This is a genomic window from Streptomyces sp. NPDC001194 (genome assembly GCF_042896985.1).
Classification (GTDB): Bacteria; Actinomycetota; Actinomycetes; order Streptomycetales; family Streptomycetaceae; genus Streptomyces.
Genome location: NZ_JBIAXU010000001.1, coordinates 24,094 through 38,426 on the forward strand (window position 1 = coordinate 24,094; position 14,333 = coordinate 38,426).

Annotated in this window: 17 protein-coding genes and 1 tRNA gene; 1 reads left to right on the forward strand and 17 read right to left on the reverse strand. The window is 70.6% G+C overall.

The annotated features are described in order from the left end of the window. Positions 1-219: 219 nt before the first annotated feature. From thrB to ACFY1T_RS00145, 6 genes are all read right to left on the reverse strand, one after another. Complete coding sequence (gene thrB / locus ACFY1T_RS00120) at positions 220-1,146, reverse strand: homoserine kinase (RefSeq protein WP_390786324.1); 927 nt, start codon at positions 1,144-1,146, stop codon at positions 220-222. Between the two features lie 344 nt (positions 1,147-1,490). Next, positions 1,491-2,561, reverse strand: coding sequence for a threonine synthase (gene thrC, locus ACFY1T_RS00125; RefSeq protein WP_030857125.1), 1,071 nt, complete (start codon positions 2,559-2,561; stop codon positions 1,491-1,493). A gap of 6 nt (positions 2,562-2,567) precedes the next feature. Next, the gene (locus tag ACFY1T_RS00130) at positions 2,568-3,872 is read right to left on the reverse strand and encodes a homoserine dehydrogenase (RefSeq protein WP_030857123.1); all 1,305 of its coding nucleotides are present in this window, start codon (positions 3,870-3,872) and stop codon (positions 2,568-2,570) included. 167 nt (positions 3,873-4,039) lie between these two features. Then, positions 4,040-5,431, reverse strand: a complete 1,392-nt coding sequence (lysA, locus tag ACFY1T_RS00135; protein WP_390786325.1) for a diaminopimelate decarboxylase — start codon at positions 5,429-5,431, stop codon at positions 4,040-4,042. 19 nt (positions 5,432-5,450) lie between these two features. After that, on the reverse strand, positions 5,451-6,440 hold the full coding sequence (nrtL, locus tag ACFY1T_RS00140; RefSeq protein ID WP_390786326.1) for an ArgS-related anticodon-binding protein NrtL: 990 nt from the start codon (positions 6,438-6,440) through the stop codon (positions 5,451-5,453). Positions 6,441-6,508: 68 nt separating this feature from the next. Next, positions 6,509-6,979, reverse strand: a complete 471-nt coding sequence (locus tag ACFY1T_RS00145) for a response regulator (RefSeq protein WP_390786327.1) — start codon at positions 6,977-6,979, stop codon at positions 6,509-6,511. A gap of 105 nt (positions 6,980-7,084) precedes the next feature. Between ACFY1T_RS00145 and ACFY1T_RS00150 the strand changes: the two genes are divergently transcribed. Beyond that, positions 7,085-7,156, forward strand: a tRNA-Arg gene (locus tag ACFY1T_RS00150). Between the two features lie 212 nt (positions 7,157-7,368). Here ACFY1T_RS00150 and ACFY1T_RS00155 read toward each other — a convergent pair. The 11 genes from ACFY1T_RS00155 to ACFY1T_RS00205 all read right to left on the reverse strand — a co-directional run bounded on the left by ACFY1T_RS00155 (position 7,369) and on the right by ACFY1T_RS00205 (position 14,252). After that, entirely contained in the window at positions 7,369-8,742 is a 1,374-nt protein-coding gene (locus ACFY1T_RS00155) for a tyrosine-type recombinase/integrase (protein WP_390786328.1), read from the reverse strand. Continuing rightward, positions 8,739-8,912, reverse strand: coding sequence for an AlpA family transcriptional regulator (locus ACFY1T_RS00160; protein WP_229345042.1), 174 nt, complete (start codon positions 8,910-8,912; stop codon positions 8,739-8,741). The genes ACFY1T_RS00155 and ACFY1T_RS00160 overlap by 4 nt, the downstream gene beginning before the upstream one ends. An 11-nt stretch (positions 8,913-8,923) precedes the next feature. Next, positions 8,924-10,318, reverse strand: a complete 1,395-nt coding sequence (gene repSA / locus ACFY1T_RS00165; protein ID WP_390786329.1) for a replication initiator protein RepSA — start codon at positions 10,316-10,318, stop codon at positions 8,924-8,926. A 5-nt stretch (positions 10,319-10,323) separates the two neighbouring features. Next, entirely contained in the window at positions 10,324-10,509 is a 186-nt protein-coding gene (locus ACFY1T_RS00170; RefSeq protein ID WP_390786330.1) for a hypothetical protein, read from the reverse strand. Between the two features lie 90 nt (positions 10,510-10,599). After that, positions 10,600-11,145 carry a GGDEF domain-containing protein gene (locus ACFY1T_RS00175; RefSeq protein WP_390786331.1) on the reverse strand — a complete coding sequence of 182 codons (546 nt, stop codon included), beginning with the start codon at positions 11,143-11,145 and terminating at the stop codon, positions 10,600-10,602. Positions 11,146-11,150: 5 nt separating this feature from the next. Beyond that, positions 11,151-11,480, reverse strand: a complete 330-nt coding sequence (locus ACFY1T_RS00180) for a SpdD-like protein (protein ID WP_390786332.1) — start codon at positions 11,478-11,480, stop codon at positions 11,151-11,153. A gap of 11 nt (positions 11,481-11,491) precedes the next feature. Continuing rightward, complete coding sequence (locus tag ACFY1T_RS00185; protein ID WP_229336458.1) at positions 11,492-11,647, reverse strand: hypothetical protein; 156 nt, start codon at positions 11,645-11,647, stop codon at positions 11,492-11,494. A gap of 20 nt (positions 11,648-11,667) precedes the next feature. Continuing rightward, entirely contained in the window at positions 11,668-11,856 is a 189-nt protein-coding gene (locus ACFY1T_RS00190) for a mobile element transfer protein (protein ID WP_229336459.1), read from the reverse strand. Between the two features lie 19 nt (positions 11,857-11,875). Further along, positions 11,876-12,544, reverse strand: a complete 669-nt coding sequence (locus tag ACFY1T_RS00195; protein ID WP_390786333.1) for a DUF2637 domain-containing protein — start codon at positions 12,542-12,544, stop codon at positions 11,876-11,878. 26 nt (positions 12,545-12,570) lie between these two features. After that, positions 12,571-13,920, reverse strand: a complete 1,350-nt coding sequence (locus ACFY1T_RS00200) for an FtsK/SpoIIIE domain-containing protein (RefSeq protein WP_390786334.1) — start codon at positions 13,918-13,920, stop codon at positions 12,571-12,573. 2 nt (positions 13,921-13,922) lie between these two features. Further along, a complete protein-coding gene (locus ACFY1T_RS00205) occupies positions 13,923-14,252 on the reverse strand; it encodes a hypothetical protein (protein WP_229336462.1) in 330 nt (109 codons plus the stop codon). Between the last annotated feature and the right edge of the window lie 81 nt (positions 14,253-14,333).

The following is a 14,333-nucleotide window of genomic DNA, read 5'->3' on the forward strand; positions in this document are numbered from 1 at the left end:
GAAACTGCTGGAAGCGATCAAAGCAGTCGGGGAGGCTCCCGGAAGAAAGGTGGTCCCGGATGGGGACACTGAGCACCGAGCCATGGCGGCTTCGGCTGCGCACTTGAGACTAACACTACCGGATCCAACAGATATTCCCCCTCTCAATCACCGGCAATCGCGCCTGCGGCGCGGGCGGCCTGCCCTGGCCACCCGCCCCCGGCGGGTCTGCCCTACGGCCTAGCCGCCCTGGGTTCCCAGCGGCAGGACGCTCGCACCCGCGGCGTCGAGGGCGAGCCGGTTCGCCGCCCACCCCTCGCCCGCGAGCTGCGCGACCTTGTCGGCCGCGCCGTTGTCGACCAGCGCGAGGACCGTGGGGCCCGCGCCGGAGATGACCGCGGGGATGCCGTCCGCCCGCAGCCGGTTGACGAGTGCCACGCTCTCGGGCATCGCCGGGGACCGGTACTCCTGGTGGAGCCGGTCTTCGGTGGCCGGCAGCAGCAACTCGGGACGCCTGGTCAGGGCTTCGACGAGCAGGGCCGCGCGGCCGGCGTTGACGGCCGCGTCCACGTGCGGGACGTTGCGCGGCAGCAGGCCGCGCGCGGTCTCCGTCAGGACCGGCTTGGAGGGGACGAAGACCACCGGAACGATGGAATCGGCGGGCTCCATACGGATCGCCTTGGCGCTGCCGCCGTCCATCCAGGCGAGGGTGAATCCGCCGAGGAGACAGGCGGCGACGTTGTCGGGGTGGCCCTCGATCTCGGTGGCCAGTTCGAGCAGGGCCGTGTCGTCCAGCCTGGCCTCTCCGCCTATGGTCACCGCGCGGGCGGCGACGATGCCGGCGCAGATGGCGGCGGAGGAGGACCCGAGGCCGCGGCCGTGCGGGATGCGGTTGGCGCAGACGACCTCGAGGCCGCGCGGCTGCCCGCCCAGCAGGTCGAAGGCGGTGCGCATGGAGCGTACGAGCAGGTGGCTCTCGTCCCGCGGGAGGGTGTCGGCGCCCTCGCCCGCGATGTCGATGTTCAGGCCGGAGTCGGCCACCCGGACGACGACGTCGTCGTAGAGCCCCAGGGCCAGACCGAGGGCGTCGAAGCCCGGGCCGAGGTTGGCACTGCTGGCGGGGACGCGCACCCGTACGGCGGCGGCGCGGAACGCTGGACCGGCCATCGTCCGATGACACTCCTTGTGACTGTGCGAGACGAGATCTTCGCTGGCTCGCTGCGAATGTACTGGAGAACGTACGACACCCGAAGGCCCACTGGGCAGCACCACGGTCATATGCGCGGTGGCGGATGTAAGTACAGCGTATCGAAGGAAGGTTCTCTCGCGACATAGGGCGCACAGGAGGCGCACGATGCGTGTCGATTCCTTCCGTGGGATTCCGGTGGAATCCGCTGAATGGCGTTGACTTTTGTGCCGTACGACCCGAGTTGCCGGATTCCGGAAGCCTTCGGGAGGCATTCCGGAATCCGGCAACCGGGGTATTGCGGTCGAACCGAGGTCCGACCGGGTCAGACCAGGCCGAGGCGGATGGCCGCGGCCTCCGCGTCCACCGGGACGGTGACCGGCTGCGGTGCGCCGGCGACGGCCCAGTCGGGGTCCTTGAGGCCGTTTCCGGTCACGGTGCACACGATCTGCTGGCCCGGGTCGACCAGGCCCAGCTCGGCGGCCTTGAGCAGGCCCGCCACGGACGCCGCCGACGCGGGCTCGACGAAGACGCCCTCCTGCGCGGCCAACAGGCGGTACGCGGCCAGGATCTGGCGGTCCGTCACCTCGTCGATGAAGCCGCCCGACTCGTCGCGCGCGGCGAGCGCGTAGTCCCACGAGGCCGGGTTGCCGATGCGGATCGCGGTGGCGATCGTGTGCGGTTCCTTGACGATCTCGCCGCGCACGATGGGCGCGGAGCCGGAGGCCTGGAAACCCCACACGCGGGGCGTACGGGAGGCCAGGCCGTCGGCCTTGTACTCCTTGAAGCCCTTCCAGTACGCGGTGATGTTGCCGGCGTTGCCGACGGGCAGCACGTGGATGTCGGGGGCGTCGCCGAGCGCGTCGACGATCTCGAACGCGGCCGTCTTCTGGCCCTCGATGCGCACCGGGTTCACGGAATTGACCAGCGCGACCGGGTAGTTGTCGGACAGCGCGCGGGCCAGGTCCAGGCAGTCGTCGAAGTTGCCGTCCACCTGGAGGATCTTGGCGCCGTGCACGAGCGCCTGGCCCATCTTGCCGAGCGCGATCTTGCCGCGGGGCACGAGGACGGCCGAGACCATGCCGGCGCGCACCGCGTACGCGGCGGCGGAGGCCGAGGTGTTGCCCGTCGAGGCACAGATGACGGCCTTGGCGCCGTCCTCCTTGGCCTTGGTGATCGCCATGGTCATGCCGCGGTCCTTGAAGGACCCGGTGGGGTTCGCGCCTTCGACCTTGAGGTGTACCTCGCAGCCGGTGCGCTCGGAGAGCACCTGCGCGGGGACGAGGGGAGTGCCGCCCTCGCGGAGCGTCACCACGGGAGTCGTGTCCGTCACCGGCAGGCGGTCCCGGTACTCCTCGATGATGCCGCGCCACTGGTGGGTGCGATTGCTGCTCATGGGTCCTTACTCCCCTTCAACACGCATGATGCTGGCGACACCGCGCACGGTGTCCAGCTTCCGCAGTGCCTCGACGGTCCCGGAGAGGGCGGCGTCGGGCGCGCGGTGGGTGACGACGACGAGGGAGGCCTCATTGCCGACCCCGTCCGGACGTCCTTGCTGTCGTACGGTATCGATGGAAACACCGTGCTCCGCGAACGTCGTCGCCACCTGGGCGAGGACGCCCGGCTTGTCGGCCACATCGAGGCTGATGTGGTACCGCGTGACGACGTCGCCCATGGGGCTGACCGGCAGCTGGGTGTAGGCCGACTCGCCGGGCCCCGTTGCCTCGGCGAGCTTGTTGCGGCAGACGGCGACCAGGTCGCCCAGGACTGCCGACGCGGTCGGCGAACCGCCCGCGCCGGGCCCGTAGAACATGAGCCGCCCGGCGGCCTCCGCCTCGACGAAGACGGCGTTGTACGCCTCGCGGACGGAGGCGAGCGGGTGGGTCAGCGGGATCATCGCCGGGTGCACGCGGGCGGTGACGGACTCGCCGTCGGCGGCGCGCTCCAGGATCGCGAGGAGCTTGATGGTGCAGCCCATGCGCTTGGCGGAGGCGAAGTCGGCGGCGCTGACCTCGGTCATGCCCTCGCGGTAGACGTCGTCGAGGCGGACCCGGGTGTGGAAGGCGATGCCGGCCAGGATCGCGGCCTTGGCGGCGGCGTCGTAGCCCTCGACGTCGGCGGTGGGGTCGGCCTCGGCGTACCCGAGGGCGGTGGCCTCGTCGAGCGCCTCCTGGTACCCGGCGCCGGTGGAGTCCATCTTGTCGAGGATGAAGTTCGTCGTTCCGTTGACGATGCCCATGACCCGGTTGATCTTGTCTCCGGCGAGGGACTCGCGCATCGGGCGGACCAGCGGGATGGCGCCGGCGACGGCGGCCTCGTAGTACAGGTCCAGCCCGCCCGCCTCGGCCGCGGCGTGCAGCGCGGCGCCGTCCTGGGCGAGCAGCGCCTTGTTCGCCGAGACGACGGAGATGCCGTGCTCGAAGGCGGTGGTGATGAGGGTGCGGGCGGGCTCGATGCCGCCGATGACCTCGATCGCGACGTCGATGTCGCCGCGTTTGAGGAGGGCGGTCGCATCGGTGGTGACCAGGGCGGGGTCGATGCCCTCGCGCACCTTGGAGGGGCGGCGCACGGCCACGCCGGCGAGCTCGACGGGCGCGCCGATCCTCTGCGTGAGGTCGTCGGCGTGCGTCGTCATGATGCGCGCCACCTCTGAGCCGACCACTCCACAGCCCAGCAGCGCCACCTTCAGCGGACGCGTACGCATCATTCGACCTACGCCTTTCGATCTTCCATCACCACCCGGCGCGCGGGTTGCGCGCCAGGTCTCAACCAGTCTCACTCAATGGACAGGACTTTCCATCCTCGGTCCATTGAGTGAGACACCTATCGGCACCTATTTTGGGGGTATGGGGGCTTCCCCCAGAAATAACCGGATCATCCGAGGTCCAGACGCAGGAGATCTTCCTCCGTCTCGCGCCGGACGATGACCCGCGCCTGCCCGTCGCGCACGGCGACGACGGGCGGGCGGAGCGCGTGGTTGTAGTTGCTCGCCATGGAGCGGCAGTACGCCCCCGTGGCGGGTACGGCGAGGAGGTCCCCCGGGGCCAGGTCGGCCGGCAGGAAGGCGTCCTTCACCACGATGTCACCGCTCTCGCAGTGCTTGCCGACGACGCGGACGAGCATGGGCTCGGCGTCGGAGACGCGGGAGACGAGGGTGACGGCGTACTCGGCGTCGTAGAGGGCGGTGCGGATGTTGTCCGACATGCCGCCGTCGACGGAGACGTACGTGCGCAGCCCCTCGAGCGGCTTGATCGTGCCGACCTCGTAGAGGGTGAAGGCGGTGGGGCCGACGATGGCGCGACCGGGCTCCACGGAGATGCGGGGCGCGCGCAGGCCGGCGGACTCGCACTCCCGGGCGACGATCTCGTGCAGGGCCTTGGCGATCTCGTGGGGCTCGCGCGGGTCGTCGGAGGCGGTGTACGCGATGCCGAGGCCGCCGCCGAGGTCGATCTCGGGGAGCTCGACGCCGTGCTCGTCCCGTACGGCGGCCAGCAGCCGCACCACGCGCTTCGCGGAGACCTCGAAGCCGGCCATGTCGAAGATCTGCGAGCCGATGTGGGAGTGGACGCCGAGCAGCTCGAGGCTGTCGTGCCCGAGGGCGCGCCGCACGGCCTCGGCGGCGGAGCCGTCGGCGACGGCGATGCCGAACTTCTGGTCCTCGTGCGCGGTGGCGATGAACTCGTGCGTGTGCGCTTCGACGCCGACGGTCACGCGGATCTGGACGGGCTGGCGTACGCCCAGCTCACGGGCGATGTGCGCGACGCGGGCGATCTCCTGGAAGGAGTCGAGGACGATCCGGCCGACGCCGGCGGTGACGGCCCGGGTGATCTCGTCCGCGGACTTGTTGTTCCCGTGGAAGGCGATCCGATCGGCGGGCATGCCGGCGGCGAGGGCGGTGGTCAGCTCCCCGCCGGAGCAGACGTCGAGGTTGAGCCCTTCTTCCCGCAGCCACTTCACGACGGCCTTGGAGAGGAACGCCTTGCCCGCGTAGAACACGTCGGCGTCGGGTCCGAAGGCGTGCGCCCAGGCGCGGCACCGGGCCCGGAAGTCCTCTTCGTCGAGGAAGTAGGCGGGCGTCCCGAACTCCTCGGCGAGCGCGGTGACGGGCATGCCGCCCACGGTCACCACTCCGTCGCCGTCGCGCCGCACGGTGCGGGCCCAGACCTTCTCGTCGAGCGCGTTGAGGTCGGCGGGCGGCGGGGAGTAGTGGCCCTCGGGCAGGACGTCGGCGTGGCGGGGCCCGGCGGGGTGCGCGGAACGGCTCATCGGTATCTCTCTTCGCAGATCACAGGCAGTCAGGTGCGTCTATGCCGAGAAGGGCCAGGCCGCCGGCCAGCACCGTCCCGGCGGCTTCGGCAAGAGCCAGCCGGGCGCGGTGGGCGGCCGAGGGTTTCTCGTCCCCCTTGGGCAGGACGCAGTGCTGGAAATCGAGCAGTTCGTCGGCGACGCGCACGAGGAACCGGACGAGCTGCTCCGGCGCCCGCCGATGCGCGGCGGCCTCCAGTACGAGGGGGTACTCGGCGAGCAGCCGCAGCAGTTCGCGCTCGCCGGGCCCGGGCTTCTCGGCGGGCTCGGCGGGCTCGGCGCCGAAGCCGAGGCGGGCGGCGCCGCGGCCGAGGGCCTTGGCGCGGGCGTGTGCGTACCGTACGAGGAAGAACTCGCTCGACTCGTCCTGGACCAGGAGACCGGCCCCGAACTGGGGGGTCTCGCGGGCCGGAACGCCGAGCGCGGCCCAGACCGCGGCGTCCCGCCCGTAGGCGGCGGCCACGTCCCCGTCGCGGCGCGCGACGGGCGCGACGACGGACGGTGCTCCGCCGTCACCCCGTCCCTGGCTGCGCAGGATGCGTACGACGGCCTCGTGGACGGCGCGCCGGCGGAACTCGGCGGTGGGGGCCCAGCAGAAGGGCTCCGTCTCGACGGCGTCGTCCGCGTACCCGTAGCGCGGTCCGCGCGACAGCACTTCGCGGACGAGGCCGGCGGCGGCGCGGGGGGCGAGGGTGAAGTTCAGGAACCCGGCGCCCGTGATCTCGACGCGCTCGATCCCGGGCTCCGCGGCGAGGCCCTCGGCGATCACCCGGGCAACCTCTGCGGGGGGCCGCCGGGCGGCCCGGGCGACCTGGAACGCGACGGGAGTGGCGTAGTCGCCCACTCCGCCGGGCCGGGTCCGCTCGATGACGACCCGCTCGGGCACCTCCGCCGCGGCCGGCAGCTCCCCGTCCTCGACGGCACGGCGCACGGCGCGTGCGACGGTGCTGGAGAGGTCGGCGGGGGTCACGGGACCAGCCTAGGGGAGAAGCCCACCCATCCCGCGAACGGTTTCGCCATGTGAACAGGTGCCCGGCGCTACCCTCTCCCCCGCCCGGCCGGCGCACCCTTCCGCTCGCGCCGGTCCTTGCGCTCGATGAGCCGGCGTACGACCCGTACGAGCTCGGCGGGCTCGAAGGGCTTGGCGAGGAAGGCGTCCACCCCGGCGTCGATCCCGGCCTCCACCTCGTACTGCGTGCAGGCGCTCACGATGGCGAGGGGCAGGTGCCGCGTCCGCGGATCGGCGCGCAGCCGCGCGGCGGTCGCGAACCCGTCCAACCGGGGCATGACCACATCAAGGGTGATCACATCGGGGCACACGTCGCGCACGATGTCCAGGCACTCGACACCATCGTTCGCGGTCACGACCTCGAAGCCCTCCAGCTCGAGATTGACCTTGATCAGCTGCCGGATGACCTTGTTGTCGTCGACAACAAGCACCCGGCCCGAGGCGCCTGGCACAACTCGAGAGTAGGTCGCCCTAAGCCCCCGCGTCCGGGTTTTTGCCACTTCCACCCCCTCCGAGCGACCCGCGCCCCGAACCCCCGTAATCGGTTCCTGATCACCCCGCGGAAGCTGGTAGTGTTCAACCCGTCGCCGCAACGCGAACGACACGCCCCCGTAGCTCAGGGGATAGAGCAACGGCCTCCGGAGCCGTGTGCGCAGGTTCGAATCCTGCCGGGGGCACTTCGCAGGAAGTGCCCAAAGACCCCGCCATCAGCGAGTTCGCTGAGACGGGGTCTTCGCGTATGTGCAGCCATACGCCAGGCCATGCAGCCCCATGACAGCCCCTGCGGCCTATTCGCGGCCTGGACGCCTCCACAACTCCCCAGGTCAGCCTGGGAAACACGAAGGCCCCCAGGTTTCCCTAGGGGCCTCGGGCCACAACGGCCCACCTCTCACTCGTACTCGCGCAGCAGCTCCTCGATGCGCCGGTTGCCGACCTCCTGCCGGCCGTCGAGACACTTGGCGTACCGGCCGAGCAGTACCTCCACGCTGTTTCCGGCTCGTGCCGCAACCTCGGTCGGGTCGACACCGGCGTTGAGCCAGGTGGAGAGCGCGGAGTGCCTCAGGTCGTATGGGCGCCGCGCGAGCGGAGAAGCTACGGCGGCCGGCGGCAGGGCCAGGAGCCGCGCCTCCTGCCAGGCCCGGTAGTACGTGGAGGAGGACACCACTCCCCCGCCCTCGCTGAAGAAGAGTCGCCCGTCCTCAGCGGTCCCGAAGGTGTCGATGTGCTCCTGGAGGACGGAGACGAGCTGGGGCGGGATCGGCACGCGCCGTACCTCCTCGGCGGGCCGGTTCTTGAGCCCGCGGTCGTCATGGCTCAGGCCGGAATCGGTCCACTGTCTCCCCACACTCGGTCGGGACCGGTTCAGTAGTGCCTCTCCCCAGCCGCAGGCAGGGAGGGTGAGATCCGAAGAGGAGAGCCCCACTGCCTCGGCGGGCCGGAAGCCTCCGAAGTACATCCCGGCGAAGAGCCCGACCAGGCGCCGGCCGCGGGCCCGCTTGAAGCCGCCGACATAGGACACCGCGCACAGCAGTGACCGCGCCTGCTCCGGATTCGCCACGACACGGGGATCCACGTCGTTGGCCACCTTCGGCTTCTGCCAGCGAACAGCACCGAGCGGATTCTCCTGGAACTCACCGAGATCAACCGCGTAGTGCATGGAATTCACCAAGGTTCGCCGCTTCCGGTGAACGGTTTCCGCCGCGGCAGCTGTCCCATCCAGCTTGATCTTGAGGGAGTCGAGCACTGCACGCCCCACGACGGGATCCGCAAGATCTCCGAGGGGACGAGAGGCCTTGGACACCCAGTGAAGCGCGTTGGCGATCTCGTCCGGGATTTCTCGATCATCAGGCCCCGGTATGACGAATGCCCAGTTGCGCAGCGCTCGCCGGAGAACTCTCTCCTCGGGGCGACCGGGCCGGTCGTCCAACAGGGCCAGCGTGACGGAGGTCAATGATTCGTTGATCCCGTCACGGGTGTTCGGGGCGGCATGCGGCCACTTCATCGCGAGGTACTGCAACGCGAAAAAGTACCAGCTCGGGGACGCCTTGCGCTCTGCCATGGAGTCGGGAAGGCCCGAAACCGTGTCGAATTCCTCGCCGTCGCGCGTGGCGCGAAGCAGCTTCGACCTGAAACTGTCAGCGAGCGCTTTCGTCTTACGCGTCTCAGAGAAAGACAGCCCGGCAACCTTCCATCGCACCTCATAGGAGGGCCGTTTCCCGGGCTTGACCCGAATCGACCAGACCCGAACATCGGTGGACTTCACGCGGCAGCCCCTTCCCGGCTCCGAAGCCAGGCATGAAAGTCACTCCGCCAGACACGCAGCTCTCCGTTCGGCAGCGTGAATGCCTTGGGCGCCTTCCCGAGTTCACGCCACCGGTAGAAGGTCCGCCGCGAAATCCCCTTCAACTCGGATAGGACCTCCGCCGTGGTCATCAGCTCGTCCTTCACGTCACGTCTCCTTCCCAATCGAGCAGGGCTTCGCGGGCGGTTTCACGGTTGAGCTGGATGTCGCGGCGGATGTTGGCGGCGAGCCAGGACTCACCGGGTGTGTGGCCGTTGCCGGCGTAGGCCCAGTGGGCGACGACGAGGAGGGTGGCTTCCGGGTGGTCGTCGGGGTTGGGCAGGCCGAGGGAGGCGCGTTGTTGGGCGGCGCGGTAGTCGGCGCGTACTTGGCGTAAGGCGCCGAGGGTGGTCGAGTAGCGGCGGGACTTGGTGGAGAAGTGGCCGCGGAAGCCGAGCATGTGCGCCCAGGCCCGCAGGCGCCGTTCCGGGTAGGCCCTATCGAGGTCCATGCAGGCTTCCATCAGCCGCCGCGGGTGGTCGGGTACGGCGAGGAGGATCAGCGCTTCTTTGTTGCCCACGGGGTGGTCCACGGTGCCGGTCGTCTCGGCGGCTTTCGTCGCGTACTTGGCGACGTAGGAGGCGACCGCCTGCTCCGTTAGGTCTTCTCCGTTCCCGAAGGCGCCGATGGGCTGCACGTCAATCTGCTCGCCCCACTGGAACACCCAGTCGTGCTCGAAGCCGTGCTCCGGTGTGGCCGGCACGACGACGCGGACACGAGCAGCGGCGGCCCGGATGGAGTCGGTGAGCATGCCGAGGGTGGCCCACACAGGCGGTGGGCTGTCGGGCCCGTCCGGTCCGTCGAAACGGATCACGGCGTGGAAGTGGACGGCGCCGCGCTTCTGGTACTCGGCGACCTTGCCGAAGGAGACGCGGGACTGTTCGCGGGCGGCTTTCTGCGTGATCCCGGCGCGGGCGGCGATCTCGCGGCGGAGGTAGATCGTGAAGTAGCGCCACAGGTCGGAGGCGTGGTTGTTCCAGAGCACGGCGCCCGCGTAGTCGTACGTGGACGGGTCGAGCGGGGTGCCCAGTTCTTCAGCGTCTTCGGGGTGCTGGATGCCGCAGCGGCAGGGGCGGGTGCCGGGCCGGTTGTGGACGGGGCCGAAGGAGGGGGCGGTCAGGGTGGCGAAGACGCGGGGGTGATCCCGGATCGTTTCGGGGGTGCCCTTGGCGGGGTCTCCGACGAGTCCGGCGCGGATCAGGTGGTAGGTGTCGCCTGCGTAGGTCCAGGCGCAGGCGGGGCAGCGGGAGGCCCGGCGGTTGCCGCAGGCGATCCGGAGGACGCCGCCGGGTTCGGCGTCGGTCGTGTAAGCGTGGAGGACAGTCCGCGTGGCGGGGTCGAGGAGCTTGGTCCCGCCGGAGAGGCGGATGGGGGCGGCGCATCCTCCGGTGCGGCGGATCTGTTCATGGAGGCGGTCGAAGCCGGGGGCCCCGGCCACCCGGAGCAGGTCGCTCAGGGTGGCCGGGTCCAGGCCCGCCGCGGTGGCGGTGCCGGACAAGGCGCTCACTTCCCGGCGCGGACGAGGCCGGCGGAGATGGTGCGGCCGAGGCCCCGGCAGGCCGGGCAGTTGACACGGATGGTGGTCCGGGTGCCGTCCGTGGAGCGTGTGCCGGTGGTGATCGTGGCGGTGGCGAAGCCGTCGCAGTCGTGGCAGATGCGCGGCGGGGTCGAGGTGGTCTGGGGCATCATGAGGCTTCCCTTTCGGGTCCGTTGGATCTGGAGGGGTTCAGGCGCCCGGGGCGGCGGAAGTTTGGCGACCGAGGCCGTCCCGGGGGCCGCTTAGCGTGTGTTGCGCCTGCCGTGGCCCTTGGCCGCGTACATCGAGGAGTCGGCGGCGGAGAGCGCGTCGGTGAGCGTGGGCACCGGAAGGTTCGCGCGGTGGCAGTGGCCGACCGAGGCGGAGACCGGCAGGGTGCAGCCGTCGTGCGTGACGGGCTGGTCCACGGCGGCCCGGAGGGCGGGAAGGCCCGGGGTTGCGGCGGGGTCGGTGACGACTGCGGCGAATTCGTCTCCGCCGAGCCGGGCGGCGATTCCGTAGGGGCCGCACCAGCTGGACAGGCGGCGGGCGGTCGCGGTGAGGACCGCGTCTCCGGCGGCGTGGCCGTGGGTGTCGTTGACGGCCTTGAAGTCGTCCAGGTCGACCAAGAGCACGAGCGCGTTGCGGTGCTTGGCGATGAGGTGTTCGGCGCGGGTGGTCCATCCGGCGCGGGTGTGCAGGCCGGTCAGGGGGTCTCGGCGGGCGGTGGCCAGGCGGCGCAGGAGGATCCCGCCGTGGAAGGCCCAGCCCAGGGCAGGTAAGCCAGCTGCGATGACGTGCGTGTCCATCTGCCTTACCGCCCCTTCTGGAGGTCCTTGACGAGCAGGCGCAGGACCACCGCGATCACCGCGACGGAGACGCCGGTGATGGCGACCGCCAGCAGCATCGAGACAAGGACAGCGCCGACCACGAGGACCACGGCACCACCTCCGGCCGCAAGGGCGATCGCGCTGCCCGGGGTGAGCTGAACCATGGCACGGGCCGGTGCGGCCTGTGCGTGGTGGTCGCGGGACTTCAAGGAAGGCTCACGGTGCGACTCGGCCTCGGGGACAGCGACGGCGTGAGCGAGTGGAACAACGGTGCCGGTCGGGAGCGGGTTGACCGGGATGCGCGGTCGGAACATGGCTGGTCTCCCTACTTGGTGATCGGGGCGAGGAACGGGGCGAGAGAGCTGTTGGCGAGGAGGAAGCCGCTGAGGAGGATCACGGCGACGAGCCACAGCGGCGGGCGGACGAGCTTGTAGCCGAGGACGCCGACGGCGATCAGGGCGAGCCAGAGCGGTACGTCCATGACGCGGGTCTCCTTTGCGATCAGCGCGGGTTGCAGCGGTGGGTTCGGGCGGCGAGTTCGGCGGCGGCGCGGGTGAGGTAGTCGGCGGAGAAGTCGCAGCCGGGGGCGGTACAGACGGCGGTGTGCTTCGTACGGCCCCGGCCGTCCTGGTGGCTGCCGACCCGCACCGGGCCGATGCGGATGACGTTGTAGAAGCGGTTCGGGCGCATGGATCTGTCCCCTTTCGAGTCAGGCGAGTTGGAGGGCGATCGAGTCCGCCAGAGCGGCGGGAACGCCGAGGCGGGCGCGGAGGGTCGCAGCGTCGATCGGGGTGCCGGTCTGGGCATGGTGGGCATCCGCGATCTTCCGGGCGTGGTCGAGCAGCGCGGGCGGAACGGGTACAGCAGGCGCTGCGGGTGTGAGTGTGGGATCCGGTGGGATGTCCTGCGGGGCGGGCGCCGCCGGTGGCAGCTCGGGAGCCGGTTCCGGGGCGCGTTCCACGGTCAGGTCAGGCAGCGCGGGTTCCTCGGCGAGCTCTGGCTCAGGCCGTGGATCCGGGGCCGGGGCGTGGGCGAGGAGGGTGCCGCCGAGGAAGGCGAGTGCCGGCCATCCGGCGACGAGGATGCGCAGCCAGGGCGGGACGTTGTGCAGGTCGAGCAGTCCGGCGGTGGCGACGTTGGCGCCGAGTGAGGCGACGAGGGCGATAGCGAACCAGAGCCACGCGTCGCGGTTGCCCGTATCGGTACGCATCCGGCGCCAGGCGGCGACCAGCAGCAAGTCGACGCTGACCGGGTAGGCCCAGGCCTTCCAACCGTCCTGTCCGGCGGCGGCAGCGAGATCGTGAAGGTGGGCGAAGGACAGGGCACCAGCGATGACGGCCTGGACGAGCACGGCGTCAGGGCGGAGATTCCGAAACACGAGCCACCTCCTTTCTGGGGAAGTCGCTAGTTCGTGGCCGGAGTTGGCGTCGCCAGCGGTGTGGGTCCGGTGGAACCCGCCGGGGCGGGGATCACAGGCCGGTACGGGGCGAGGGTCGGGAGGTCCGGGGTCCGGTGCGCGAACTGGGCGCAGATCGCGGCGGCCTCGTCGGCGCTCATCTCGGGGGTGCGGATTCGGGACCAGCCGCCGGAGGTATCGCCTGCCACGGCGACGCCGGGACGGTCGGGCGGGATCGCGGTGACGGCCATGACCGCGTCCGGGGCGATGTCGCCCAGGCCCATGTCGGCGGTCTGCTTGTCGTTGACGCGGTGGACGACGCGGCCGGTGAGCTGGGCGCGCAGCGTGGTGGCGCCCTTGCCGAGGTCGGAGCCGAAGCGCTGGCCGCAGATCTCCAGGTAGATGCCGGCCGCGCGGGCCATCTGCCCGAGGCGGATCATCTGCATGACCATCCGGTCCCGGCGCTCTTCGTCCTTCTTGCTGGCCACGAGGAACAGCTCCGCGACCTCGTCCACCAGCACCACGACGGGAACCGGCCGAACCTCCTCGGGCAGGCCCCACAGGTCGGCGGCGCCGTAGGCGCTCAGCAGGTCGAAGCGGGTCTCCATCTCGCCCACGAGCGCGTCCAGGAGCCCGGACGCCTCCTGAGGCGTAACGGCCAGCGCCGACAGCCGGGGCGCGTAACCCTGTTGCTCGACACCGCGCTTGCAGTCGATCCCGACCAGGGCCACCCGTAGCCGGGCGAGGCCCGCGATCAGGTTGCGCTGGTACATGGACTTGCCCGACTGGTTGGCACCGAGCGTCAGCGCGTGAGGCACCTTCAGGTAATCCCGCACGAACGCGGTGCCGTCCTCCCGCAGCGCGACCGGCACGGTCATCGGGCCGGAGGGCCGCCGACGCGGCATCTTCACCCGGCGCAACACGTCGTAGCCGGTCATCCGCAGCTCGACGAAGCCCGGCCGGGTCTCGACCACGTGGACGGAGTGGACGCCCCAGGCGTGCCGCAGCCGTTCGGAGGCCGCGATCACGTCGGCGGGCTCCAGTCCGGCCGGAAGCCGCAAGGTCACCCGCATGCCGGTCGACGATCCCCGTACTCGGCGGATCTTCGGCGGTACGGGCTGCACGTCGCTGCGGCGGGCGACGTTGCGGACGAGGAACGCCCGCAGGCGGGACGGCTGGACCGTCAGCCCGCACACGTCCATGGTCGAGCGGTACGTCATCGCGAACCGCACCTGGGCCACCGGCAGCCCGAGTACGGACCAGAACACACGCGGCGCACGCACCTGGGCGTATCGAAGACCACCCGCACCGGCGGCCAGCGGGAGGCCGACCTCCCATAACGTCGACAGATCGGTCATGGTCAGACCCCGACCGTGAGGGCGACGGCGCGGAACGCAATGCCGTGCCGCATCTGACCGTTGGAGGAGTTCTCCCAGTCACGGGCCCTGAGACCGATCACCGACACCACCGTGCCCGGCGTCAGCCCCTGGGGGAGACCGGTCTCCGGAACGGTCACCTGGCAGAGGGTTCCCTCCCCATCGTCAGAGATCAGCAGGCCCACCGTGGACAGCCCGGCACCGGTCTCCCGGTCGATGGCGCGCTCACCGGTCTGCTTGCTCACGAGCTTCGGGGTCGGGGCCGTGGCCACGAACACCACGGCAGTCGACGTGTCCACCTTGAACGACGGCATCAGTACCTCCAGCGTTGTCGGAGCAGCCCGAAGAGGACTGCCGAAGCCCGCTGTCCTAGGACTGCGAGCGACTAAGGAGAT

Bases quoted from the DNA above. Each gene is read 5' to 3' on its own strand.
- thrB (WP_390786324.1), bottom strand. From the start codon at position 1,146: ATGGCCGGTCCAGCGTTCCGCGCCGCCGCCGTACGGGTGCGCGTCCCC.
- thrC (WP_030857125.1), bottom strand. From the start codon at position 2,561: ATGAGCAGCAATCGCACCCACCAGTGGCGCGGCATCATCGAGGAGTAC.
- ACFY1T_RS00130 (WP_030857123.1), bottom strand. From the start codon at position 3,872: ATGATGCGTACGCGTCCGCTGAAGGTGGCGCTGCTGGGCTGTGGAGTG.
- lysA (WP_390786325.1), bottom strand. From the start codon at position 5,431: ATGAGCCGTTCCGCGCACCCCGCCGGGCCCCGCCACGCCGACGTCCTG.
- ACFY1T_RS00160 (WP_229345042.1), bottom strand. From the start codon at position 8,912: ATGACCACGGCGGAGGTCCTATCCGAGTTGAAGGGGATTTCGCGGCGG.
- ACFY1T_RS00170 (WP_390786330.1), bottom strand. From the start codon at position 10,509: ATGATGCCCCAGACCACCTCGACCCCGCCGCGCATCTGCCACGACTGC.
- ACFY1T_RS00175 (WP_390786331.1), bottom strand. From the start codon at position 11,145: ATGGACACGCACGTCATCGCAGCTGGCTTACCTGCCCTGGGCTGGGCC.
- ACFY1T_RS00180 (WP_390786332.1), bottom strand. From the start codon at position 11,480: ATGTTCCGACCGCGCATCCCGGTCAACCCGCTCCCGACCGGCACCGTT.
- ACFY1T_RS00185 (WP_229336458.1), bottom strand. From the start codon at position 11,647: ATGGACGTACCGCTCTGGCTCGCCCTGATCGCCGTCGGCGTCCTCGGC.
- ACFY1T_RS00190 (WP_229336459.1), bottom strand. From the start codon at position 11,856: ATGCGCCCGAACCGCTTCTACAACGTCATCCGCATCGGCCCGGTGCGG.
- ACFY1T_RS00200 (WP_390786334.1), bottom strand. From the start codon at position 13,920: ATGACCGATCTGTCGACGTTATGGGAGGTCGGCCTCCCGCTGGCCGCC.
- ACFY1T_RS00205 (WP_229336462.1), bottom strand. From the start codon at position 14,252: ATGCCGTCGTTCAAGGTGGACACGTCGACTGCCGTGGTGTTCGTGGCC.